The organism is Candidatus Poribacteria bacterium, assembly GCA_026702755.1.
Lineage (GTDB): Bacteria > Poribacteria > WGA-4E > WGA-4E > WGA-3G > WGA-3G.
Map to the genome: position 1 here is coordinate 24,606 of JAPPBX010000031.1, position 25,041 is coordinate 49,646.

The following is a 25,041-nucleotide window of genomic DNA, read 5'->3' on the forward strand; positions in this document are numbered from 1 at the left end:
GATTGAAACCATTCACCTCGCCCTATAGGACATTAATACGAAGATTTAATCTCACCCCAAGTGGTAGAGATTTTGCCTTTGGCATCAACATCAAAGCCACCGGCACTTGTAACGATAATGCTGTCAATCCGTCCCATCCCCCAACTTTCGTGCCAGACCCCGACGGTGCCTGCACCTTTGTAGGTGGCTTCATCGGATTCAAGGATAGGATCTCCGAGGTCCGCGGAGGATGCGAACAGGTCGTTGACTTCCTCAAGTAGCATATACCAGATTTTAACGTTGTTGCCTTGGACTTCAACGCGTCCGAAATAAGCGACAGCATTTGTTTGGTCAAGTCCACCACCCAAGCCGTGTGGCACACCTTCTAATTCCTTACCACCATTTTCACAGCCACACTCGCTGAGACATTGTCCGGAAGGACAGCATCCATCTGCAAGATCGCCGAGGATGACTTGCGGTGTTTCATTATAACCGAAGACGACGAGATAACCTTTATCGTCGCCTTTTCTGCGGAACTGCACACCGAAACTATCGTCATCCCCAAAGGAGAAAACGACCTGAACAATACCGTCAGTGAAGTCATCCACCCCAGGCAGTTCAGTGTTCCCGGAAATGCCACATCCTTCAGCGGTTTGTGTCATAGATTTTTTACCGCCGATTTTGCCGCCGTTGAAATCTCCCTCAGCCCAGATAGTGCCAGCATTTTCTGATTTGTAACTTTTAACGTTGTTCACATTAGCGTTCGGTTTTGCCTCCTTGGAACCAGGCTCAAAATCGGCATAAAACACAACTTGTCCGCTGGCGTGGAAGGAAACAAATAGACTCAAAGTGAGGATCAAAAGAAAAAAACGTGTTTTCATAGCAATATCTCCTCCATTTTCATGGTTGTGTTGCCGTTTATCCGCAAGCAACAGTACGGCAACGAAGCATTAGGGCACTGCTTAGATACGCATATCCCTAAAGAAGCCCCGTCGTAAAACTAAAGTGGTGTTGGGTGAGGCATTGACCTCACCCGACAAAGATGAATCATGCGATGCAGGGCGAACAGGGTTTGGGAACCCCGCCCTGCAATGCCAGTTGAATTTAGGGTATGAGCCTATATCAGGGAAGGAGACTAATAGCTGCTTTTAACGTCCGCCCACGTCGTGGAAAGCTTAGCGTGTGGGTCGACTGCTACGGTGCCGCCTGGACCAGTAACGAGAAGGCTACCAACTCTTCCATTGCCCCAACTTTCATGCCAGAGCCCGACGGTGCCGGGTCCTAAATCATCCGCGCCATCGTATTCAGCAATCGGATCGCCGAGTTCACTTGAATCCGCAAAGATATCCGGCACATCATCGAGTGGCATATACCAAACCTCAATGAGGCTTCCACTGACTTGAACGCGCGCAAAATAGGCAACACTGTTGTCTTGGGTGAGGTCCGCACCTAAGCCGTGGTCAACACCGACGAGTTCATTCCCGCCGTTTTCGCAGCTACACTCGCTGAGACATTGTCCTGAGGGGCAGCATCCATCTGCAAGGCTCCCGATGATAACCTGAGGGGTTTCGTTATAGCCAAATACGACGAGATAGCCGCTATCATCGCCGACGCGACGTAACATGAATCCAACACTGTCATCGTCGTTCCACGAAAAAACCGCCTGGATGATACCGTCGGAGAAGTCATCAACACCGGGGAGTGGTGTGTCCCCGGAGATGCCGCACCCTTCGGCACTTTGATGTAAAGCAGTTCCACCATCGGGGAAGTCAGTTGACTCCACCCAAACCGTTCCTGCGTTTTCCGGTACGTAATTTGCCGGGTCGTTGACGCTGGCATCCGGGACTGCGTCAGAGGAACCTGCTTCAAAATCAGCAAAGAAAATTATCTGTGCACTCGCGGTACTTATCAGCATGACTGAAAAAAGCGCGATGAGCATCAGAAAGTGTGTTCTTTTCATTTTCTACTCCTTTATTGATTGATTTTCCACAAGTGAAGTAATCTGTGCTAAAGTCATTTTCGTCTGGCAAAACAGACTTTCATAGATAGGACGATTTCTTAACGAAATCGATGTTTAACACTTTAGCAAAAATGCATTTTTCTGTCAAGAAACAAAAAAGACAGAATCCTTATTTTTTTAACGCAAGTTTCACTTAAAACATTTCATGTGTTAAAAATGAAGGTTTATTGTTTGAATCACAGATTACGCGGATTATACAGGTGACACGGCTTTTATAGTAAAACCCGCAATTACCTATACACCAACGCAAGGGCGAGGATACAATCCTCGCCAGCGGTGGTGGGTGCTTGTTTCCTGACGAACTATAAACATATTTTCGGATTCTACTATAAAGCACACAAACACTGAAAGCAGAAGTGTGTGGTAGCACAAACTATTAGTTCCCGTAGGTTGGGTTGAGCAGTAAAAAAATTATATCATGTTCAATGGAGATCTTGTTTCTTGGTAACCTACTTGTAGAAAACAGATATAGCGAAACCCAACGAATCAAACACCGAGGGAAGAGGAGGAGCGAGGTTGGGAAACCTCGCCAGCGAAAATGGTGCGTCTACGGAAGGAGGCGAGGTTAGGAAACCTCGCCAGTGAAGGAAAATTGGAAGGATTAATCGGAAAAGTGGAAACCTACTGATTCGCACGCTGTAAGCGGAATACACCATTGTGCTTTGTGCCGATGTAGAATGTATCGCCATCAACAGCGAGAGAAGTCACCGTGTGCGGTGGGACTGGCGCAATGTGTTTCCATGTGCCCGTTTGGTTATCCACCTGATAAACACCGCTATCACAGATACCGTAAAGGGTTAAGCCGTCAGCGACAATCCGATCCATAAGGAGCATTTTCCCGTTAGTATCAGTGAGCGCGTGCCAGACCTCGCCGTTGAGCGAACGCATGACTCCTGCATCCGTTAAGATATAGACGGTTGAACCCGCAAATACGATCTCTTTGAAATACACAAATGGAAAGGGAAGGCTTTCGGTGATGTCGTTCCAAGTGTCTCCATTGTCCAGAGACTGAAAGAGTTCACCCTCCCGTTTACCAGCATAGACAACGTCCCCCGAAACGCCAAGCGTGAGTCCTTTAGCAGACTCATCAGGTAAAGTGAGGAACCCGCTATCTTCTAAACCTGTATAGTGCCACGCTGTTTCGCCGCGCCGCCACCTGTAAAGTTTATGTCTATATTCCATGAAGACGGTATCGTCAGCCAATGTAAACGTTCCGTTCGTCCTCCATTCTTCAACGATACGGTCCCCGCCGGCTGACCACAACTCTTGTGCTTTATCAAGATCGGCATCATTCTCTCCCATTTTTATGACCTTTTTCTCTAATTCCGTGTGTAAGGTGTTCTCTTCAAAATCTGGGACACCTTCAACCGGTAGAAACAGATCGCCAGCGTCAGAGAGTTGAAAGAGTGTAACGTCCGTAAGTTCACTATTACTTGCATAGAGTACACCATTGGCTGTTGCGACTTTCGCTTTCGCTCCCTCCAATGAAGCATTTTCGTCAGGACTCAAGCCAATGGATTCCCACGACTCACCGCCATCTGTAGACTTGAGCATTCCGGTAGGTGTTAGCGCGTAGAGAACATTTTCGACCGTAACCAGACTCTGAACATGGGAACTCACAAGTCCGCTCATAAAGGGGTGCCACGTGAAACCGCCATCCGTTGAACGTATTATCTCAGAAGGATGGTAATCCGTTTTGTAAAAATTGTTTTCATCCAATGCGACAACAGGAGACGCACCAGACGTACCAGACGTATGCCGGTCGCGTCCCGGATCCACCCACGTCTTACCATGGTCGTATGAGAGTAGAGCACCACCGGTACCCACTACCATAAGTGTCCCTCCAACTGGCACAACTTCAACAGCGGCTATTAACTTGACAGGATGTTGGTGAGAAGGGGGCGTAATATCGGTCCAAGAATCGCCGAGGTCGGTAGAAAAGAGAACTGAGGCATGAGGGGTCCACCCCGGCATCCCTCGTGGACCGATGATTGTTCCGATGTAAAGCTTATCTTCAGCAACTGCCAACGATTTGACACCTTGTTTCGATTGTGTCGGCACCGTCAATTTTTTCCAATTATCGGTAAACCGGAAAAGTCCGGCACTCGCCCCAACAAAGAGGATATTATTAACGGCGAGCGCGTCGTAAATGCGGAAATTAGGATCCCCTGCCTCCGGTACGACATCGGATCGCAAGACATGCCCTATGGATTCCCACTGCTTCCCAGCATCCTGAGAACGAAACACCTCCGTTCTGAGAATGAGGTACATCGTTATATCAACACTCTGTGCGCTGCGTTCTTGAGGTGCATCTGTGATAACCAAAGCGACGGCACGTCCTTTGGGACGGTCACTGAGGACCTCCCATGTTCTGCCATCATCAATTGAAGTTAAGACTTCATCGGTCGTGAGGAGATAGAGAGTATCGCCGTGTTCCGCCATAACTCCCGCAAATTCCCGATTCGGACCGGCAGAACTAACAAACGTCCACGCGTCCGTTTTTTCGGCGAGTTTATAAAGCCCTGTTTTTGTAATAGTGTAGAGGGTTTGGTCGGACGCAAGAAAGAGTTCAGCTGCTGAAACGCCTCCGGGTCCCCTCGTTTGGACCCATTGCGGTTCTGCTATCGAAACGTCCACTTCATCCGTCTGCGCGGCTGCAATGAGAAACGATTCCATTTGGAATCCAGCCCTACCGTTTTTACCCGGTATATCGGCTCTTCCAAATTGGGTCAGTCGGTCAGATTTGTGTTCCAACGCTCGAACAACAGGTGCCTCAACCAATTCTATTGTCATTTCCGATGCGGCATCCAAGTTGTAGGGCTGCTGGAAACGCGACAACGCACGAGGTCCCATCCCGACCATCAAGATAACCAAAAAGGTCGAGGCGAATGAAAATCCCCACGGCATCCAAGGTTTGCTTACGGAAGGAGATGCTGGTTTAATACGAGCGATTTCACGCATGATGTTCTCAGTTAAGGTCGGTGGTAATCGAAAGATACCTGAGAAAGTATGGAGCAAATGCTCTTGCTCTTTCAATCGCTTGCGGGCACGGCGAAGTCGGCTTCTAATTGTGTTCGGCGATACACCCAAAAACGCGCTAACCTCCTCGCTTGTCATTTCTGCCAGATAAAACAGTGTGACAACAGTGCGCTCGCTTTCAGGCAGCTTTTGGAGCAGGCGTTTGACGAGTTCGCGCTGGTGGTCAATAGAGGCTTCTTCGTCACGCGCTGCTGTATATCGAGCATAACATAACTCCTCTAACTCGGTTGTGGGCATCGCATCCAGGGATGTCGTTGATACCTGCTTCTTTCGGAGCCATGAGATACAGTGCCGCGTGGTGATTACATAGAGCCATCCCGGAAAATGATCTGGCGGTTTCAGCGTCGATAACTTTTTATACACTTTCAGGAAAATATCCTGTGTGATTTCTTCGGCGGTATGGAAATCACCTATCTTCCGCCAGACAAGGGTATGAACCCATTTCTGGTATTTCTTGACGAGCGTGGTAAATGCACCCTCGTCTCCATCTAAAGTCCGTTGAATTAATGCAACATCATTCTCTTTCATCAGTCTCCCTCCGAAAAAATAAATAATAAGGCTTCATAATATAGTAACGCACTTTGGAGACCGAAATGGTGCATAAAATGCAATTTTCGGAAGAATGCCTGTTTAAAGATGCAAAGGCGAGGTTGCAAACCTCGCCCAGCAAAAGGAAAATCAAGGACACATAAATGGAAAAGCGGAGAAAATATTTATCGACTATCCCGCTGAAAACGGAGTATGCCGCTGTGTTTTGTACCGATGTAAAGCACTTCGTCAGCAATAGCGAGAGAAGTTGCCGCATAAGGTGCTTCCGAGGCGATCCGTCTCCATGTATCCATCTGATCATCAACCTGATAAACGCCATTATCACGCACGCCGTAAAGGATTGCGTCCTCAGCTGCAATCCAATCCATAAGGAGCGGATCTCCGTCACTATCGGTGAGTGTCTGCCAGACCTCGCTATTAAGCGAACGCATGACTCCCATATCCGTTGAAATATAGACCGTTGAACCCGCAAATACGATGTCCTTGAAGTATTCAAATGGAAAAGCGAGATTTTCGGTGATGTCGTTCCAAGTATCTCCGTTGTCCAAGGATTGGAAAAGTTCGCCCTCTCGCTTACCTGCATAGACAATGTTCCTCGAAACCGCAAGGGTGAATCCTTTTCCGTCAATAGGTGGGAATTCTCCTTGATCTTCCAAACCGGTGTAGTGCCACGCTGTTTCGCCGGGTCGCCATCTGAAAAGTTTCCGTCGGTGCTCCATAAACACAGTTTCCCCAGCGAGGACAAACCCTCCATTTCTTGTGTCCTCTTCAGCGATAAAGAGTAAACTCTCTCGCCACTGCCGCTCTGTTTCACGAACATTGACGTTGGTTTCTCTGGCTTCCCTAAGCCTTTTCTTCCATTCAACATACAGATTATCTTCCTTGAAATCCGGTATGCCTTGCACAGGTACCAGTTCATTACTTTCGACAGGAAGGTGCAAAAGTTGCGTTCGATGACTGGCAATGCTGCTTACATAGAGGGTTTCATCGGTTGTTTCAATCCTCGGAATCAGGAGTTTACCTCCGCCACTCACGTTAATAGCCTCCCAAGATTCACCTCTGTTCGCCGATTTAGCAACCTTACCACCGCTAACTACATAGAGCATGTTTTTGTCTGCAATCAGATTCTGTACATCGGCACTCACGAGTCCCTTTACAAAGGGATGCCACGAGCGACCGCCATCTGTTGAGCGTGTTACCCCAGAGAGTTGAGATTTGAAAAAATTATTTTCATCCAAGGCTACAACAGGCAAGAAGCCACCCGTAAAGGCATGCGGGGCGCGTCCTGGATCCTCCCATGTCCTGCCATGATCATAAGAAAGCAGAGCCCCACCGGGACCTATCACCATAAGTGTGTCTCCAACGGAAACGATCTTAACTGTGCCGATTAATTTAACTGGATGTTCAGCGGTGCTTGGGGTGATGTCGGTCCATGAATCTCCGAAGTCGGTTGAATAGAAGAGTGAACAATGAGGGGCATCCGGCTGATCTGAAATCGTTGCGACATAGAGTCTATCTTCGGTAGCTGCCAACGAATTGACACCTGCAAGGGTCGGTAGCGTTACTTTATTCCAATCGCCGGTAAACCGAAAAAGTCCGCGACTCGTTCCCACAAAGAGGATTCGGTTCGTTCCAGCATAGATGATGTCATCAATGGCAGCAGCGTCATGAATTCTTAATTCAATGTCTGCTTCCTCTGGGGCGATATCGGCTCGCAAACTCTCGCCTATAGCGATCCACTGCTTACCTCCATCTTCAGAACGAAATACCTCTGTGCTGAGAACAAGAAACATTGTCATATCAACGCTCTGGGGGCTGCGTTCTCGAGGGGCATCCGTAACAACCAAGGCGACGGCACTTCCTTCGGGACGGTTACCGAGAGTATCCCATGTTTCACCGCGATCGGTTGATGCTAAGAGTTTATCCGTTGTGAGAAGATAAAGGGTATTGCCACGTTCTGCCATAATCTGGTCAAACTGCCGATTCGGACCGCCGGAATTAATAAGCGTCCATTCGTCTGCTTCTTCTGTAAATCGGTAGAGACCCGTCTTTGCAATAAGGTAAAGGGTTCGGTCAGATGCCAGAAAGAGTCCCGGTCTTGAAACGCCTCCCAATCCCTTCGTCTGGATCCACTGTGACTCTGTTACCAAAACGTCTGCCTTATCTGCGTGTAACGTTCGCGCACCGAAATTGAGCGTCAAACTCACCAGAAGTACCAATGCGAAAGTGAATACCCACGGCTTACTCACCGAAAGAAAAGCAGACTTGATGGGGAGGGTTTCCCGCATGACGTTCATAGTCAGATATGGGGAGATTTGGCACCTGAATCTTGCAAGCGAAGATTTGCTTTCAACGCTGCGTATTTTTTCAATCATGGATTTCTCCTTAATGGGAAAGCGGGTAAAAATCCCACCCACCGATAAACTACAAGTTGGACAAGGGCAAACTTAAAAGCCCACGGTGTTCAGTGCCAACATAGAGAACATTCCCCACAACAACGAGAGACGTTACTCGTCCAAGAACTTCTGAGGTAATCTGCTCCCAGATGCCTGTGCTGTTGTTCAGTCGGTAAACACCTGTTTGGGAAACACCGTAGAGGGTTGTGCCATCAACTGCCAATTGGCGCATGGCAATCGGAGTATATTTTGAATCGGTGAGTGTATGCCAGTTTTCGCCATCGCTTGACACGGCAACACCGTCTTTTGTTGAAACGTATACCGTGTTATCCACAAAGCGTATTTCTCTGAAGTGTGGCAATTTTTTTAGGAGTTGGTCTTGCGATTCTGCTCTATTAAGCTGAAAGGGGAAGTCTGCGGTAATATCTCTCCAAGTGTCTCCGCCATCCAAGGATTGGAAGAGGCTGCCGTCACTTTTTCCGAGATACATGATCTTTCCTGAGACAGCGAATTGGAACCCGTCAGTCGCATAGAAGTCCCCGAATACGGGTGCATCTTGGACCCCTGTGTCGTGCCATTCACGATCTCCACGTGCCCATCGGTAGAGTTTCCGTTCGTATTCAATGTAGAACGCGTTTTCGCTGACAGCGAACTCGCCTGTTGTTCGGACGATGGCCTCCTTGATGCCGAGTCGATAGTCAGATTCATCATTTGATAAACCTAAGCCGCGCTCGGCGAGTGTATCGGCGGTGTTTACCAGCCCCTCCAACCATTCGCCGTGGCTCGGATCCACATAAACAGGCATTCCCTCAATATGGATCAGCGTATCAGTATTGGCGGGTAAATGGAGCAGGCAGTTTGTGCTGCCGCCCTGCTTTGTTCTGACGTAAAGCGAATCTCCCACGACTGTCATATTCGACAATTTCAACTCACCGAGCGATTTATTTGGCGAGAGTGGTAAATTCGTGTCCATCTGCGTCCACTGATTTCCACCATCGATAGATTTAGCGACACCTTTATTCGTTACAGCGTAGAGCACGTTGTTAACCTGTGCAAGATCGAGAATTTGGGGTTCTGCTATACCCGTTGTGAACGAATGCCAACTACTGCCGCCATCAGTTGAACGTCCGAGACTACTCCCGAGTGCGACGAAAAAAGTATTCTCATCTAAAGCGATCGCTGGAGCAAAACCGAGCGCAAGCGCGTGCTTGTGGAAACCGAGGTATTCCCATGTGTCGCCAGCATCTCTTGAACCTAACACGCCAGCACCCAATACCAAAAGGGTTTCACCTGCCGCTACAAGCTTGACAGATCCGATCGTCAATGGTGACATTCCTACTTTTAGATTCATGGGCGTTATATCAGTCCAAGATGCCCCAAAGTCGCTTGAAGCAAAGAGCGAACCAGATTTCTGATCTCCCTGCCTTGGGGCACTGATGTAGATTCTATCGTCAGCGACTGCTAACGCGTCAATAGATTGTGCCTGTGCAACAGATAATTTCTCCCATACACCTGAATTAAGCCGATAGAGACCCTGCTTTGTCCCTAAAAAGGGGATGTTCCCAACGGTAACGGCAGTATGTATCTCTGGTGCGGTCAAGCCATCGTTAAAGGCGTTCCATGCTTTACCAGTATCTGTCGAACGAAACACACCGTCTGCAAGAACGAGGTACATTTCAATCTGGGCATCCTGCGACCAGCGTAACTTGCTGGGGATAAGTAGTGCGATGGCACGTCCGCGTGGCCGTGGACCGAGGAAATGCAATGTCACGCCGTGATCCGTTGACGCGAGCAGATCGGTCTCAGTAACAATATAGAGCGTATCTTTCCCTTCTGCCATCGGCATCCTATAAGGTGTAACGGGAAGTGCGGCGTTAATGAGTGTCCATTCAGTGTTGTCAGCTGCTAACTGGTAGAGCCGAGTGCCTCCAATCGCATAGACCTCTTTTTGAGATGTGGCAAATAAGTTCCCGACACCGCCCCCCTCCGGTCCCCTTGTTGGCATCCATTGTGGTTCTGTCTTTCGTATCTTTGTTGTATCCGCTGCTACTGTCAACAGTCCAGCATCGGCTTTTGAAACGGTACCACTACCGTCTTTTCCCGGAGCATTACCCTTTCCAAACTGATTTCTCACATCCAGTTCTCGTTTCAGTTCAAACACAACGGGTGCGTCAACCAATTCAACTGTCATCTCCGAGGTTGCATCCAAGTCGTAGGGTTGCTGGAAGCGAGATAACGTCTGGGGACCGAATCCCATCATCAGGATAACCAAAAGCGTTGAAGAAAAGGAGAGTGCCCACGGCACCCAAGGTTTACCCACAGAAGGCGATGTCGGCTTGATACGGGCAATTTCACGCATGACCTTCTCGGTTAGGGTTTGCGGCAATTGGAAAATGCTTGGGGCATCGTGGAGCAGATGTTCTTGCTTCTCCAACCGCTTGCGGGCGCGGTGGAGACGACTCTTAATAGTGTTTGGGGATACCCCCAAGAATTCGCTAATGTTTTCGCAAGACATTTCTGCCAGATAAAACAGTGTTACAACAGTGCGCTCGCTCTCTGGGAGTTTTTGGAGCAGGCGTTTGACGATGCCGCGCTGGTGTTCAACAGATGCTTCTTCGTTATGTGCTGCCTCATATCGTGCATAACATAACTCCTCTAACTCGGTTGTAGGCATCGCATCCAGGGAGGTCGTTGATACCCTCTTCTTTCGGAGCCATGTGATACAGTGCCGCGTCGCAATTACATAGAGCCACCCTGGAAAACGATCCGGTGGTTTCAACGTCGATAACTTTTTGTACACCTTCAAAAAAATATCCTGTGTGATTTCCTCGGCGATATGGAAATCCCCTATTTTTCGCCAGACCAAAGTGTGAATCTGCTTTTGGTATTTGTTCACGAGTGCTGTAAATGCGCGTTGGTCACCCTCTAAAGTCCGTCGAATCAGGTCAACATCGCTTCTCTCCATGACTCTCCTCCCGAAAATATAGTGAAACCTACAATTACGATCAATGTGATTTTTCGGTAGGTAAATGCCTATATACTCAGGACTTACGCACATTGAGTAAATATCGGATGTTTAGACGCAAAAAGCGGTAATTTCTATCCTTTAAACCCCCTAAATCCCCTTATCAGGGGGACTTTAAGAGGGAATGCGTAAATCCTATATACTTTTAGACTTTACCATAAAAACAAAAAATAGTGCTTTCATAGGTTAATAACGCGTCTATGAGACTGAAAGGTTGCATAAAATACGATTTTCAAGACAAATAAGCAATTTCTGTGCCAGTGCCAGAGGTCTGCCTGTGTAGAATTCTGCCCGGAAAGGGGCAACTGTTATTCTTAAATGCACGAAAAAGGGCATCTCACGGAGATGGAAAGGGAGCGTACACCAGAAAAGGCGCGTAACGAACGCGCCTTTCTAACATTCTACAACATACGCTTGGAGGTAGGTTGGTAACGTTGGTTCCGATATTTTTTCACTTGACAGAACGGAGCAGAACTGCTATGCTGTCGCTAAGTTTTAGTTATTCTCGGCACCTTCGTCAATCCAGTCAATGAAAAGTTGAATCTGGTCACCGTCTAATGGAGGACCACCGGGGGGCATGCCGCCACCATCAATGCGTTTGACGACGAGACTTCCCTTGCCATCGCCAGCGACAAACCCGGGACCGTTCCCGCCACCTTTTTTGAAGGTATCGTATTTGCTGAGGTCGAGTCCAGCAACACCGGGGGCGGCGTGGCACCCTGCAACGGCGCATCGCTCAGCAAGAATGGGTTGAATGTCGTCCTTAAAAGAGACACCCTCTACAACAGGTTCTTCGACAGGCGGTGGATCACCAACCGGTGGTTCAGGCACTGGGGTTTGTGTAGAGGGAGGCGTTGTTGTCGGTTGAAGGACATCTGCCATACCAGTGTCTTCCGTCACATCGCCCTCGTCACCGCAGCTGGCGATGAAAATTGTAGCGAGAAAGAGACTGATAGCAAACACAGGGATAGTGAGTGTGTGTCGGTTACGCATACGTATAGAAAATGAATCGATCACGATAGGATTCTCCTTTTCTGAGAAATGTGTTTTTTACTAAAGATTTCGTCATTTTGTATATAGAATACCACGATACGGAGGAGATGTCAAATGAAAATTCTGATTAACACTGATATTACCTCGGAACAACAGCAGCAGATTGAATCCGTTTCTGAGGAACTTTCGCTTGTGCGTCCACAGAATTCGGAAGAGGCATTGCGCGAAATTGTGGATACCGACATTGTGTTGGGTGGGTTCAATCGCTCTCTTTTTGAGAATGCGCAACAACTCAAATGGGTGCAAGTACTCTCCGCTGGCGTTGACGGCTTGCTGTTTCCCGAATTTGTTGAGAGCGATGTTATCCTAACGAGCGCGAAAGGGTTTGTGGGACCCCATTTGGCAGATCAGACGTGGGCTTTACTTTTAGGTCTCCTCCGCGGTATCGGACGTTCAGTACGCGAGCGGACATGGGACAATCGGATGTCGATCCGTTTGGCAACGTGGGAGTTAAGCGAACGGACACTGGGTATCGTCGGACTCGGCGGCACAGGTATCGACGTTGCGCGCCGCGCACAAGGATTCGATATGCGCGTCATCGCTGTTGACCCAGAGACGATTGAGGCTCCGTCGTTTGTCCACGAAGTTTGGAAAATGGATCGGTTCCATGACCTTCTGTCAGAATCAGATGTTGTCGCTATCTGCGCGCCGCTGACACCGGAGACGCACGGCATGTTCGACGATGCGGCGTTTGAACAGATGAAATCACACGCGTTGCTTATCAACGTCACACGCGGCAAAATTGTAGATGGACCTGCACTACTTCGCGCGCTCACTTCGGGAAGCATCGGCGGTGCGGGATTGGATGTCACGCCTGAAGAACCGCTGCCTACGGACAGTCCGTTATGGGATCTGCCGAATGTGATTATTACACCACACGTCGCCGGTGGTTCACCCATCCGCTTGGATCGATCGGTTGGGCTTTTCTGTGATAACTTAGAACGACTTCTCGTTGGCAAACCGCTTCTCAGCATAATTGATAAAGAAAAAGGCTATTAGAAGCGAATTTAGGCTGTGCACGTGGGCGTAACTCGTTCAGATTAGTTCTTTGAACGCTTGATCGCTCCCCACGTCACAGCCATCTTATTTAGTGGTTGTACTGGCAACGAATCACCAACCCAGCGCGGCAAAATAGGGAGCCTGTCCTGTAAAGAAACCAAATGCCGAACTCTCTGAGTTGCAAACGAGTAGATGTAGATCCCATAATCACTAAAAATCATATCAGTGGAGAATACAAGATACTTGCCATTCGGTGACCAATCTACTTGATAGAACTGTAGCGAGTCAAGATCTGCTATTTTATTTGCTATTTTTTGAATGTTTATCTCATCAACATTCGCTGCAACAAATATGCCTTCATGAGCGCGATCGGTTACTTTTTGGTGGTTCTTTCCATTAACATCCGCAACAAATACACCCTCATGAACCGATGTGTAGGCTATCTTTTTGCCGTTTGGTGAGAAACTATAGAACGGATAACGGCTTAAGAAACCCGCCCCTTCATGGAACAGCAAATGTTTCTTGGCTTTTTCCTGACCATTGATTTTTGACTCCCAGATTTCCTGCCGCCTGTCTGGTGCCGAGAGATTGTAAAACACAGATTGCGCATCTGGTGCCCAGACAAAGCCTATTGGATTCTCACCAATTGGGTGCGGTAACTTTCGCTTCCGTCGTCCATCCGGTGAAATTAGAAAAATTTCGGTGTCCACGCCACGCCCCCCTCTTATCCTTTGTGGGCTGCCAGCATACACAATCCAACGTCCATCCGGGGACCAAGAAATATCCACGTAAGAATGGACTTGCAATATGATGGAACGAATTTTCTTACCCGTGCGGAGGTCTCGGATATGGAGAACATTACGGCGATCGGGGTCGCTGTCTACCGCTGCCAAAAAACGACCATCCGGTGAAGGCGTAGAAATACCCTCTTCCGCAATGCGCGTAGGTATGGTATCATTCGGACGCATCATATAGGTCGTACTACGATAGGCGTAGACAATCACACCTTCTGCCCAACAGAACAGACCTGTACAAAAACTCAACAGAATTATGAGCGAAAACAGTAGCACCAAACGACGCGTGTTCATGAGGAAGTCCTCGTTTCAACTTTAGTCTATGTCAGCGATTTTAACGAGCTGTTTGCCGATATTGCCACCTTTCAGCATGCTAATAAACGCTGCGGGCGCGTTTTCAATTCCACCTTCTTCGATCGTCTCACGATATTTCAACCTACCCTGCCGTAACCACTCTGACATCTCAATAAGTGCTTCCGCATGTTGATCCGCAAACTCAGAAACGAGGAAGCCTTCAATTCTCGCACGCTTGGTGATCATATTCCAGAGGAAACGCGGTCCTGTTTCCGGTTTCTCCAAGTTATATTGCGAAATCTGTCCACAGATTACGACGCGTCCCTTGATCCTTAAATTGGGGAAAACGGCATCTGTGATAACGCCACCGACGTTGTCAAAATAGACATCAATACCATCAGGAAGAAGTGTTTGGAGTTCTGTTTCGTAATCGTCGACCTCCTTATAGTTAAACGCTGCATCAAAACCGAGTTCATCAACGATGTATGCAACCTTTTCATCAGTTCCCGCAGAACCGACAACCCGACACCCTTTGATTTTTGCGATCTGCCCGACGACGGAACCGACTGCGCCAGCAGCACCAGAGACAAATACGGTCTCTCGTTCTTGAAGTTTTCCAATCTTAAGCAAGCCGAAGTAGGCTGTCAACCCCGGCATACCGAGAATTCCAGCACCTGTTGAGATAGGTGCGATTGTCGAATCAATCTTCCGCAGCCCATCCCCAGCAGCGATGCCGTATTCCTGCCACCCGATGCCAGCATTCACGATATCGCCTTCCTCGAAATTTGGATGCTTCGATGCCATAACCTGAGCGATAACACTGCCGATCATGATCTCATCAATTTCTACATTCGCGGCGTAAGATTTCGCGGCATTAATCCGTCCCCGCATATACGGATCAACCGAGAGGTAGATGGTCTTTACCAATACTTCCCCATCTTCGGGTGCTGGAATAGGCACCTCAACTAAGTTGAAATCCGATTCCTTGGGATACCCTACAGGCCGGGAAGCGAGGGTAATTTGACGATTCATTTTAACATTTCTCCTTTATTCACAGGACTTACACAACTTCCTCGCTGGCGAGGTTTTAAACCTCGCCAGCGGCGTGTAGTAGTATTAATCTTATACAGATTAGTAGATGTGCTATTCGGTGTCTATTGCCTATTATTAAATTGCACTGGATCCTCACCGTGAACGACAATGAGTTTGTGTTCAGGGGCATCCCAATCGAAAACTTTGACAATAGGGAGGATGACTCGGACAGCCAAACCGATACGCCGCTTGTCAGAACGATTCGCTTCCGAGTGATGCAAGGTACGCTCATTAAAGAGCACAAATTCGCCGGGTTGCATCTCAAGGTTGACGATAGTGCTGGTATCAATGAATTCGAGATCACCCATCTGATTGAACGCCATGTCTGAAGTCGCCTTCACATGTGGGACTACCTTTCGGTGTGAACCAGGGACGATCTGGAGACAACTATTCTCTAACGTCGCTGAATCAACAGCGATCCACGCCGAAATAATGATGGGTGGTTCAAGGGGCCAATAGTTGAAATCTTGGTGCCATGGAATCTCTTTTGCACCCGGTTCCTTGACGAAAAAGTTCGTCCGCCAGAGGAGCAGATCTGGACCATAGAGTGCCGCCATCCGTTTGACGATAGTCGGGTGCGTGGCAAGTTGATGAATCAACGGAGAATCAAGATGGCGGTTATGCACCACTTGGTTATGATCCGGTGGTGGCGTTTCAAGAATTTTCTCAATTTCTGGTTGCATGTCAAGCATATCTTCAGGACTACAGAGTTTGTAAGGACCGAGGTAACCCTGCCGCCAAAACTGTTCCCTTTCTTCGGTGCTCAACGTATGATTTCCGTTCTGCATTGTGTTAAACCTTTTTACGATTAGGAAAGGCGAGGTTGAAAACCTCGCCAGCGAAGGAGACATTAGGAAAGGCGAGGTTTCCAGAAGAAACACCCAAGCAAAAACACTCGCCAGCGAAGGAGATGTTAATCTTGACAGACATGGACTTTAATCGCGCCAGAGGTCTTATCAGCAGATACGCGGAATGCCTCTCGGATTTCCTCAAGCGGATAGTAGTGCGTCACCAATTTCGTGGCATCGACCTTGCCGGAATCTATCAACTCAATTGCCGCTTCAAAGTCGGTCTCCATGCCGCTATAACCGTAGCAGTTAGAACCCGTAATGGATGCCTCGGACCAAACGATAGTGGAGAGATTCACCTCAAGCGGTTTGTAGTACCCCGCGACGAGAACGACTGACCCTTGCTTCCGAACAATCGTTGTGGCAATGTTGAAGTTTTCCGCACCACCTACCGTTTCGATGACCGCATCAAAACCGATGCCATTTGTGACATCCTTGACGTATTCTTGCACATCGGTGTCTCCAACATTGACGATGTGATCTGCCCCAAGTGCTTTTGCCAACTCTGCCTGTTGTTCGTATTTGACGGTAATCAACGTCTCTTTAACACCCGCAGCAACCGCATCCGCTAAGCAGAATTGACCGATAGTCCCACCACCGATAATCGCGACGGTGTCCCGGGAATTGGCACCCGAGCGCGCTATCGCACGGTGTGAGACAGCGAGTGGTTCAACGAGCGCGCCCTGTTCAAAGGTCATTCGTTCCGGCAATTTAAACAACCCAGATTGGTGTGTTGACGTGTATTCAGCAAACCCGCCGTGCATCTTCGGAGAGATCCCGCCTCTATTGAGACAAAGATTGTACTGCCCGGTTTCGCAGTACGTGCAGGTACCGCAGTGCGAAAAACACTCTACAGCGACTCTATCCCCGATGTCGAACTTCGTTACACCGTCACCGAGTGCCACGACCACACCACACGTTTCATGCCCGGCGGCGTGCTCATGCGATTGCCCCCAATTCCCGAAATAACTATGCAGATCGCTTCCGCAGATACCGGTCTGCTTTGTATCAACGAGGACAAACCCTGGAGGGGGTTCATCACGTTCAACCTCACGAACCTCAATTTCTTCAATGCCTGTGTAGATAGCGGCTTTCATTCTCATGGCAGTTTCTCCTTTGTTTCTGCACTTAGCAGTCGTTTACGGAGTGTTTGCTTATCAGATTTTCCGACACCCGTTTTTGGGATTTCATCAACAAAGACAAAGTGGTCAGGGATCCAGAACTTCGGGAACTCAAGGGCGAGATGCTGCTTGAGGGTGTTTGAGATGTCCGCATCGGTGCGGTTAGAAACCGCACCTACCGGGGTAAGGGCAATGTCCGCATCGGTGCAGTTAGAAACCGCACCTACCGGGGTAAGGGCAATGTCCGCATCGGTGCGGTTAGAAACCGCACTTACCGGGGTAAGGGCGACGACAGCGAGTGGACGTTCACCCCACTTTTCGTTAGGCATCCCGATAACCGCTGCGTCAAGGACATAAGGATGTTTCAGGAGGGCAGTCTCCAAGGCAACACTTGAAATAGATTCTCCACCGCTTCGGATGAGTGCCTTCGCGCGGTCCACAATCTGCATGTAGCCTTGCGCGTCAATCGTCGCAATATCACCAGTCCTTAACCATCCATCGGGGGTGAAGTGTTCGTCTGTCGGTTTACTCCCATAGTAGGTGCTTGCTGTCCACGGACTCCGTACTTGTAGTTCTCCAGCTGTTTTACCATCCCAAGGGAGTTCGGTGAGTTGGTTAGATGTTTCAGCTACAATGCGAAGTTCAACGCCTGGGACCGGTCTACCCTGTTTCGCTTTAACCCGCCATTTTTCAGCATCGGACAAATTTTGATGCCGCCTACGCAGTTTTGAGAAGGTACCAGTCGGGGACATCTCTGTCATTCCCCACGCGTGACAAATCTCAATCCCAAGTTCCTTTTCGTAAGCCTCAATGAGTGTCGGCGGCATCGCTTCGCCGCCAACTATCAATCGCCTCAATGAATATATGTCTCGCCGCCTTTTGCGGAATTCGGGATAAGCCGCCGCCCATACCGTTGGCACGCCTGCAGCGACGGTGACACCTGTTTTTGCAATGAGGTCAGCGAGGCAAAGAGATGTAGGACCGGGTAGTACGAGATCCGCCCCGGCAAACATGCTGGCGTAAGGCAGTCCCCACGCCATCGCATGGAACATTGGGACAAGCGGCAGAACAACGTCTGCCTCGGTCAGTCCAAAGACATCGGCTTGATTTACAGCGAGCGTGTGAAGGAACATGGAGCGGTGCGTGTAGAGAACACCCCGCGGCTCGCCTTGCGTTCCGCTGGTATAGCAGAGACCCATCGCCCAGTTTTCGTCTGGAATATCCCATGTATACGCTGGGTCGGCTTCAGAGAGGAACTGCTCATAAAAGACAGCGGAAGGTGTAGGCATCTGATTAAAATAGACAACCTGTTCACATTTAATCTCATTCCGTAGTTCCTCAAACTGCCCAGCAAACGCTCCATCTACAAAAATGACTTTGTCTTCTGCTTCATGCGTAATGTGAGCCAATTGTGCAGCGGAGAGGCGAACATTGAGCGGATGCAGCACGGCACCAAGGCACGGAATCGCATAGTAAAGTTCCAGATGTTGATACGTATTGGATGCATAGGTTGCTACCCTATCGCCCGGCTGCACGATGCCCAATTGCGTGATAGCGTTTGCTAATTGCTTCACACGCTCGTATAATGCAGTATAACTATAACGATGGAACATCTGATGGGACAGGCGCGTGGTGATCCGTTTATCGCCGTGTATACGATGTGCATGCTCCAAAATCTGCGCAAGCGTCAATGGATAGTTCATCATCAAGCCGTGCATGTTCCGCCGTGTCCTATCGCTAAAAATCGTACAAACTTTTTATGATTTTAGCATAAAAACAAAGTTTATTGGTAAAAAAACTGATATTTTACATTTTCGGAATTTTAATTTGCATTTCACTATAAAAATAAATCATAATTAAACCATTGTTTATGCGCTGTATTTCTCATTATCATCAACTTACAACGAGGATAAACGAAATGTCAATTTCAGATAATAAACGGCATCTCTGGTGTGTCGTCGCCATCCTACTCGGCATCATATCAGCAATACCGATGACTGCCAGTGCCGAAGCACTTAAGGTAGTCGTTCAAGACCAGAATGGGAACGCTATCCCGGAAGCAAAAGTGCAAATCGGGAACCAAGAACAAACAACAGATGATTCTGGAATCGCTATGTTCAGCGATGTAACAGGTTCAGCGTCGCTAACAATAATAGCAATCGGATTTTCGAGCAAACGGATCAATACCACTGCGGGACAAACCGAAGTGACAGCCACGCTTGCTCCCATCCAAACGATTGAATCCGTTGTGGTGGTAGGTACTCGCAGTATCGGCAGAAGAGCCTTGCAGGCACCCGTCCCGATAGAAGTTGTTAACAGAGAGCAGCTTAGTATTACAGGTCAATCCGAAACGGGACGTGTTCTGCAGATGTTAGTCCCCTCCTTTAACTTCTCAAGTTCAACAATTAGTGATGGTACAGACGCATTGCGTCCGGCAACATTGCGTGGCTTGGGGCCCGACCAGACGCTTGTGCTCGTCAATGGCAAACGTCGCCACAAAAGCGCATTGTTGCACGTAAATACATCTGTAGGTCGTGGGACTGCCGGAACAGACTTCAACGCGATTCCGTCTGCGGCGATAGAGCGGATTGAAGTGCTACGTGATGGCGCAGCAGCACAATACGGTTCCGATGCGATCGCCGGTGTTATCAACATTGTACTCAAAAACGACGTTGACACAGGTGATGCCGATGTTTATTGGGGGCAAACATACCAAGGCGATGGTGACACATGGAACGGAAACGCCAACTACGGTATGAAAGTCGGTGACTCCGGTTTCCTCAATCTCACCGCTGAATGGCGCGAGAGAGCACGCACCAACCGGGCAGGTCTCACAGGGGAACGCCAATATGATTGGACAGAAGTTAACCAAGGTAGACTTGCAGATAATACACTTGAAATTGAAAACGATGATGGAACTGTAACCGAGAAATCTGTCTGGTTCGATTCGCGCGAATATACCTTTGAAAGACAGAACTTCCGCATCGGGGATTCCGATTCGTCACAAAAAATCGGATTTTACAACTTTGGACTCCCGCTCGGCGAGGGGTTGGAACTCTATTCTTTCGGGGGACACTCCTCACGCCAAAACAACAGTGCGGGTTTCTATCGTAGAGCGAATCAGGCATCCCGAACTGTCACTGAAATCTATCCGGACGGGTTCCTACCAGAAATCAATACAGATATTGGCGATACTTCTCTCGCCTTAGGTATGGCATGGACACATGAAGCAACTGACCTGAATGTCGATGTCAGCGTCAATCACGGGTTGAATACATTCGACTTCCTCATTTCTAACTCCTTGAACGCCTCTTACGGTGCAAGCAGCCCAACCTCCGCAGATGCTGGTGGCTTTGAACTCTCACAAACGGCGTTTAACTTAGATGTTACTTACCCGCTCGACTACCAGTCCTCACTGGTAAACCTCGCCGGTGGTGTCGAATTCCGTAGGGAAGGTTACGGTATCCGCGCGGGTGAACCGCTTTCATGGATTAATGCGGGTCTTGGGGTACCCGGTGCCTCTGGTGGTATACAAGTATTTCCCGGCTTCCGGCCCGATAATGAAGTGGACGAGAGTCGGACGAATATCGCAGGTTATGCCGACTTTGAATCCTATCTTAGTGGGCAACCCGGAACCGGTCTGCTTGTTGGTGCAGCGGTGCGCGGTGAGCAGTACAGCGATTTCGGCACCACTGTCACAGGAAAAGCGACGGGTCGCTATGACTTGACAAAACAGGTTGCAGTCCGTGCTGCCGGCAGTACAGGCTTCCGTGCGCCTTCACTACAGCAGCTCTACTTCAATAACATCAGTACACAATTCAAGGTAGATGCTGACGATATTGATGGCGATGGAAACACCACTGAGCTGGTTGCTCTTGAAGTCGGTACGTTCCGCAATGATAGCGATGCTGCACGGGCACTTGGTATCCCTGAACTGAAAGAGGAAACCGCTTTCAACGTCTCTGGTGGTGTTGTGTTGAAACCACTTGAGAAGTTGTGGTTCACCGTAGACGGATTCCTCATCCAAATCGATGATCGCATTGTTCTGAGTGGTAGTTTCAGTGCCGATAAAGTCAAAGCGTTAGCTGCAGCAGGCGCGAGCAGCGCGCAGGTGTTCACGAATGTTGCACAGACACGGACGCAAGGCGTTGATGTCGCAGCAGGTTATCTCCACGCTTTCGACAATGAATCTCTTCTTAATCTGAAGGTTGCGTTGACATGGGCAGATACCGAAGTTATCGGTGACGTGGACGCGCCAGAAATTCTTGTCGGACTTGAGGACACTCTCTTCCCGTCGCAGGAACGTTCCATGATTGAAGAGTGGCAGCCGAACACTCGCATTAACGTCGGTGTGGATTACATCATCGGTGACCTCACGATTGGTGGTGCTTTGCGCTACTTCGGCAGCTACACCGTTCAAGAGGGAAGCGGTGACGATCCAGCACGGCAGACTTACGGCGGAAAATGGCTCACCGATATCCAGAGCAATTACCAGTTGAACGAAGGACTTTCACTGACAATCGGTGCGAATAACCTGTTCGATCAGGTACCTGACTTGAACGAGATTGGACAGTCACGCGCCGGAACGCTAACGGACAGCACGGGGCATGTCATTGTTGATTCACCCGGTGTGTTCACGTATTCGAGACGGTCTGCTCCGTTCGGTTTCAACGGTGGACTTTACTACGCGAAGCTCTCCTATAGTTTCTAAAATGGTTTCTCAATCAATATAGGCGCGGTCCCAAACCGCGCCTATATTATTTTGAGGAAGATTGATTACTCATAGTGGTTTTGTACCGCAAACTGTATGAGGATTAATTGTCGGAATCAGGATTTTCAGGATTCAAGGATTTTTAGGATGACAACTCGACTGGGACTATAGACATCCTTTACTTTGCAATTTTTATTATCTATAAGCGAGAATAAACGAGATGTTAATTTCAGAAAATAAACGGTATTTCTGGTGCGTTGTCGCTATGCTATTCAGCATCGTCCCAGCAATACCGATGACTGCCAGTGCCGCGGCACTTAAGGTAGTCGTTCAAGAGCAGAACGGGAACGCTATTTCAGCAGCAAAAGTCCAAACCGGAAACCAAGAACAGACAACAGATGACTCTGGAGTCGCCACGTTTAGTGACGTGACAGGTGCGCAGTCGCTCACTGTAACAGCAACCGGATTTTCGAGTAAGCAGGTCAACACTACTGCAGGACAAACCGAAGTGGCAGTGACACTCGCTCCCACCCAAATCGTTGACACAGTCGTGGTGGTAGGTACCCGAAGTATCGGTAGGAAAGTTTTGCAAGCACCTGTGCCGATAGAAGTGGTTAACAGGGAACAACTTAGCCTCACCGGTCAATCCGAAACGGGGCGCGTCCTACAGATGTTAGTTCCCTCCTTTAACTTCCCAAGCTCAACAATTAGCGATGGCACCGACGCGTTGCGTCCTGCGACGTTGCGAGGCTTAGGACCTGATCAGACGCTTGTGCTCATCAACGGCAAACGTCGCCACAAAAGTGCGCTGCTGCACGTAAATAGTTCCGTCGGTCGCGGCACCGCTGGGACAGACTTCAACGCGATTCCATCCGCGGCGATAGAGCGGATCGAAGTCCTCCGTGACGGCGCAGCAGCACAATACGGCTCCGATGCGATCGCCGGTGTCATCAACATCATTTTAAAGGATGATGTCGATTTAGGCGATGTCAACCTCTATTGGGGACAGACCTACGAAGGTGACGGAGATACGTGGCACGGAAATGGGAATTATGGGATGAAAGTCGGTGATTCCGGCTTCCTCAATCTAACAGTGGAGTGGCGCGACAGATACCGCACGAACCGCGCTGGGATTAGCGGCACGCGACAGTACGATTGGGTAGAAGTAGACCAAGGTAGACCGCCCGATGCCGAACTTGAGGTAAAAGACGCGGACGGAAATGTAACAGGTAAAAAACCGGTCTGGTTTGATCCGCGTGAGTATTACTTCAATCGAAAAAACTTTCGGGTCGGGGATGCTGACACTTCACAAAAAGTTGGGGTCTACAATTTCGGTCTACCCCTGACAGAAACATTAGAGCTCTATTCATTCGGTGGGTATTCTACAAGGCAAAACAATAGCTCGGGCTTTTATCGCAACAGCAAAGATACCAGTCGAAACGTGAAGGCGATTTATCCAGATGGATTTCTTCCGGAAATCAACACAGCCATTGAAGATGTATCCGTTGCATTGGGAATGGCGTGGAAACACGCTTCAACGGATTTAGATGTTGATCTCAGTCTGAACCACGGTCTGAATACGTTTGACTTTTTCATTTCCAACTCACTGAACGCTTCCTACGGGGCGGCGAGTCCAACTGCCGCCGATTCCGGTGGATTTCGACTCGATCAAACTGCCTTCAATATAGATATTACCTATCCTCTCACCTATCAATCCTCCCTCATTAACCTTGCCGGTGGTGCCGAATTTCGACGGGAAAGTTACGGCATCCGAGCGGGTGAACCTGTCTCTTGGTTCAACGCGGGTCTCGGTGCCGAAGGTGCAGCCAGTGGTATCCAAGTCTTTCCCGGCTTCCGTCCAGCCAACGAGGTGGATGAAAGCCGGATAAATATTGCAGGTTACGCTGACTTTGAATCCCATCTCAGCGGGCAACCGGGAACCGGTCTGCTCGTTGGTGCTGCTGTACGGGGCGAGCAGTATAGCGACTTCGGTGCTACTGTCACAGGAAAAGCAACGGTTCGCTACGACTTAACAGAACAGATTGCGGTGCGTGCCGCCGGTAGCACAGGCTTCCGGGCACCCTTACTCCAACAACTTTATTTTAACAACATCAGCACACAATTCAAGGCTGACAATAATGACGCTGATGGCGATGGGAATACGACGGAACTGCTACCTTTCGAGGTCGGGACGTTTCGCAATGACAGCGACACTGCGCGTGCACTCAACATCCCAGAACTTAAAGAGGAAACCTCAGTCAACGTTTCAGGGGGTATCGTCCTCAAACCGATTCAGAATCTATGGTTGACGCTTGATGCCTTCCAGATTGACCTTGATGACCGCATTGTTCTAAGCGGCAGCTTCAGGGCAGATACCGTGCCTGCCTTAGCACAAGCTGGTGCCAGTCAAGCACAAGTCTTTACGAATGTCGCGCAAACGCGGACTCGCGGCATTGATATAGCCACAGGTTACGTACACGCCTTTGACGATGAATCTCTTCTCGATTTGAAAGTTGCATTAACGTGGGCAGATACCAAAGTCATCGGTGATGTGGAAGCACCGGGTTCCATTCTAATCGGTCTCGAGGAAATTCTCTTTCCAGAACGAGAACGCTCTATTCTTGAGGAATGGCAACCGAACACACGCATAAACCTCACAGCAGATTACACTATCGGATCCCTCAAAATTGGGTCTGCTTTACGTTACTTCGGGAGTTATACCCTGCAAGCAGGGAGTGGAGAGAATGCCCAGCGTCAAACTTACGGTGGAAAATGGCTCGCCGATATTCAGAGTGCCTATCAACTCAACGAATCCTTCACCTTGACGCTCGGCGCAAACAATCTTCTCAATCAGGTACCTGACTTAAACGAGGTCGGTCAAGCACGTGGTGGCACCCTCATAGATAGTACTGGAACAGTGATTGCGGATTCGCCGGGAGTTTTCACGTATGATCGGGCGGCTGCACCCTTCGGTTTCAACGGTGGACTTTACTACGTGAAGTTATCTTATAGTTTCTAAGATGGTTTTTTAATAGTTGTTACAAAAGATGTAAGCACTGTTTTCGACTGCGCTTTTTTATGTCGCGATCAGGAGATCGCTCCTACAACTCAGATTTTTCTA

The 25,041-nt window shown here is 49.0% G+C and carries 14 protein-coding genes; 3 read left to right on the forward strand and 11 right to left on the reverse strand.

All coding sequences use genetic code 11. The features are described from left to right. Positions 1–32 precede the first annotated feature (32 nt). From OXH39_05695 to OXH39_05720, 6 genes are all read right to left on the reverse strand, one after another. On the reverse strand, positions 33–860 hold the full coding sequence (locus OXH39_05695) for a hypothetical protein (GenBank protein ID MCY3549936.1): 828 nt from the start codon (positions 858–860) through the stop codon (positions 33–35). 254 nt (positions 861–1,114) lie between these two features. Beyond that, on the reverse strand, positions 1,115–1,939 hold the full coding sequence (locus OXH39_05700) for a hypothetical protein (GenBank protein MCY3549937.1): 825 nt from the start codon (positions 1,937–1,939) through the stop codon (positions 1,115–1,117). 681 nt (positions 1,940–2,620) lie between these two features. After that, positions 2,621–5,566 carry a sigma-70 family RNA polymerase sigma factor gene (locus OXH39_05705; protein ID MCY3549938.1) on the reverse strand — a complete coding sequence of 982 codons (2,946 nt, stop codon included), beginning with the start codon at positions 5,564–5,566 and terminating at the stop codon, positions 2,621–2,623. A gap of 185 nt (positions 5,567–5,751) precedes the next feature. Then, positions 5,752–7,962 (reverse strand): hypothetical protein, encoded by a 2,211-nt coding sequence (locus OXH39_05710; GenBank protein MCY3549939.1) that lies wholly within the window; start codon positions 7,960–7,962, stop codon positions 5,752–5,754. Between the two features lie 49 nt (positions 7,963–8,011). Beyond that, positions 8,012–10,948 (reverse strand): sigma-70 family RNA polymerase sigma factor, encoded by a 2,937-nt coding sequence (locus OXH39_05715; protein ID MCY3549940.1) that lies wholly within the window; start codon positions 10,946–10,948, stop codon positions 8,012–8,014. A 555-nt stretch (positions 10,949–11,503) separates the two neighbouring features. Next, entirely contained in the window at positions 11,504–12,025 is a 522-nt protein-coding gene (locus OXH39_05720) for a hypothetical protein (protein ID MCY3549941.1), read from the reverse strand. 90 nt (positions 12,026–12,115) lie between these two features. Between OXH39_05720 and OXH39_05725 the strand changes: the two genes are divergently transcribed. After that, on the forward strand, positions 12,116–13,060 hold the full coding sequence (locus OXH39_05725) for a D-2-hydroxyacid dehydrogenase (GenBank protein ID MCY3549942.1): 945 nt from the start codon (positions 12,116–12,118) through the stop codon (positions 13,058–13,060). 41 nt (positions 13,061–13,101) lie between these two features. On the opposite strand, the gene OXH39_05730 is transcribed toward OXH39_05725, so the two are convergent. From OXH39_05730 to OXH39_05750, 5 genes are all read right to left on the reverse strand, one after another. Continuing rightward, a complete protein-coding gene (locus tag OXH39_05730; protein MCY3549943.1) occupies positions 13,102–14,148 on the reverse strand; it encodes a hypothetical protein in 1,047 nt (348 codons plus the stop codon). A 21-nt stretch (positions 14,149–14,169) separates the two neighbouring features. Beyond that, positions 14,170–15,180 carry an NADP-dependent oxidoreductase gene (locus OXH39_05735; protein ID MCY3549944.1) on the reverse strand — a complete coding sequence of 337 codons (1,011 nt, stop codon included), beginning with the start codon at positions 15,178–15,180 and terminating at the stop codon, positions 14,170–14,172. Positions 15,181–15,302: 122 nt separating this feature from the next. Further along, entirely contained in the window at positions 15,303–16,028 is a 726-nt protein-coding gene (locus OXH39_05740; protein ID MCY3549945.1) for a phytanoyl-CoA dioxygenase family protein, read from the reverse strand. A 125-nt stretch (positions 16,029–16,153) separates the two neighbouring features. Then, positions 16,154–17,191, reverse strand: coding sequence for an alcohol dehydrogenase catalytic domain-containing protein (locus OXH39_05745; GenBank protein MCY3549946.1), 1,038 nt, complete (start codon positions 17,189–17,191; stop codon positions 16,154–16,156). Beyond that, positions 17,188–18,927: a long-chain fatty acid--CoA ligase gene (locus OXH39_05750; GenBank protein ID MCY3549947.1), complete on the reverse strand. Its 1,740-nt coding sequence runs from the start codon at positions 18,925–18,927 to the stop codon at positions 17,188–17,190. Before OXH39_05750 ends, OXH39_05745 begins: the two co-directional genes overlap by 4 nt. Before the next feature lie 200 nt (positions 18,928–19,127). Here OXH39_05750 and OXH39_05755 point away from each other — a divergent pair, with 200 nt between their 5' ends. Together OXH39_05755 and OXH39_05760 are read left to right on the forward strand one after the other, a co-directional pair. Then, on the forward strand, positions 19,128–21,920 hold the full coding sequence (locus OXH39_05755; GenBank protein ID MCY3549948.1) for a TonB-dependent receptor: 2,793 nt from the start codon (positions 19,128–19,130) through the stop codon (positions 21,918–21,920). Positions 21,921–22,140: 220 nt separating this feature from the next. Then, entirely contained in the window at positions 22,141–24,939 is a 2,799-nt protein-coding gene (locus tag OXH39_05760; GenBank protein MCY3549949.1) for a TonB-dependent receptor, read from the forward strand. Positions 24,940–25,041: the final 102 nt, after the last annotated feature.

What these genes read in the sequence shown, in the direction of transcription:
- OXH39_05710 (MCY3549939.1), bottom strand. Translation starts at nt 7,962, where the DNA reads ATGATTGAAAAAATACGCAGCGTTGAAAGCAAATCTTCGCTTGCAAGA.
- OXH39_05705 (MCY3549938.1), bottom strand. Translation starts at nt 5,566, where the DNA reads ATGAAAGAGAATGATGTTGCATTAATTCAACGGACTTTAGATGGAGAC.
- OXH39_05735 (MCY3549944.1), bottom strand. Translation starts at nt 15,180, where the DNA reads ATGAATCGTCAAATTACCCTCGCTTCCCGGCCTGTAGGGTATCCCAAG.
- OXH39_05715 (MCY3549940.1), bottom strand. Translation starts at nt 10,948, where the DNA reads ATGGAGAGAAGCGATGTTGACCTGATTCGACGGACTTTAGAGGGTGAC.
- OXH39_05755 (MCY3549948.1), top strand. Translation starts at nt 19,128, where the DNA reads ATGTCAATTTCAGATAATAAACGGCATCTCTGGTGTGTCGTCGCCATC.
- OXH39_05725 (MCY3549942.1), top strand. Translation starts at nt 12,116, where the DNA reads ATGAAAATTCTGATTAACACTGATATTACCTCGGAACAACAGCAGCAG.
- OXH39_05760 (MCY3549949.1), top strand. Translation starts at nt 22,141, where the DNA reads ATGTTAATTTCAGAAAATAAACGGTATTTCTGGTGCGTTGTCGCTATG.
- OXH39_05730 (MCY3549943.1), bottom strand. Translation starts at nt 14,148, where the DNA reads ATGAACACGCGTCGTTTGGTGCTACTGTTTTCGCTCATAATTCTGTTG.
- OXH39_05740 (MCY3549945.1), bottom strand. Translation starts at nt 16,028, where the DNA reads ATGCAGAACGGAAATCATACGTTGAGCACCGAAGAAAGGGAACAGTTT.
- OXH39_05745 (MCY3549946.1), bottom strand. Translation starts at nt 17,191, where the DNA reads ATGAGAATGAAAGCCGCTATCTACACAGGCATTGAAGAAATTGAGGTT.
- OXH39_05700 (MCY3549937.1), bottom strand. Translation starts at nt 1,939, where the DNA reads ATGAAAAGAACACACTTTCTGATGCTCATCGCGCTTTTTTCAGTCATG.
- OXH39_05695 (MCY3549936.1), bottom strand. Translation starts at nt 860, where the DNA reads ATGAAAACACGTTTTTTTCTTTTGATCCTCACTTTGAGTCTATTTGTT.
- OXH39_05750 (MCY3549947.1), bottom strand. Translation starts at nt 18,927, where the DNA reads ATGCACGGCTTGATGATGAACTATCCATTGACGCTTGCGCAGATTTTG.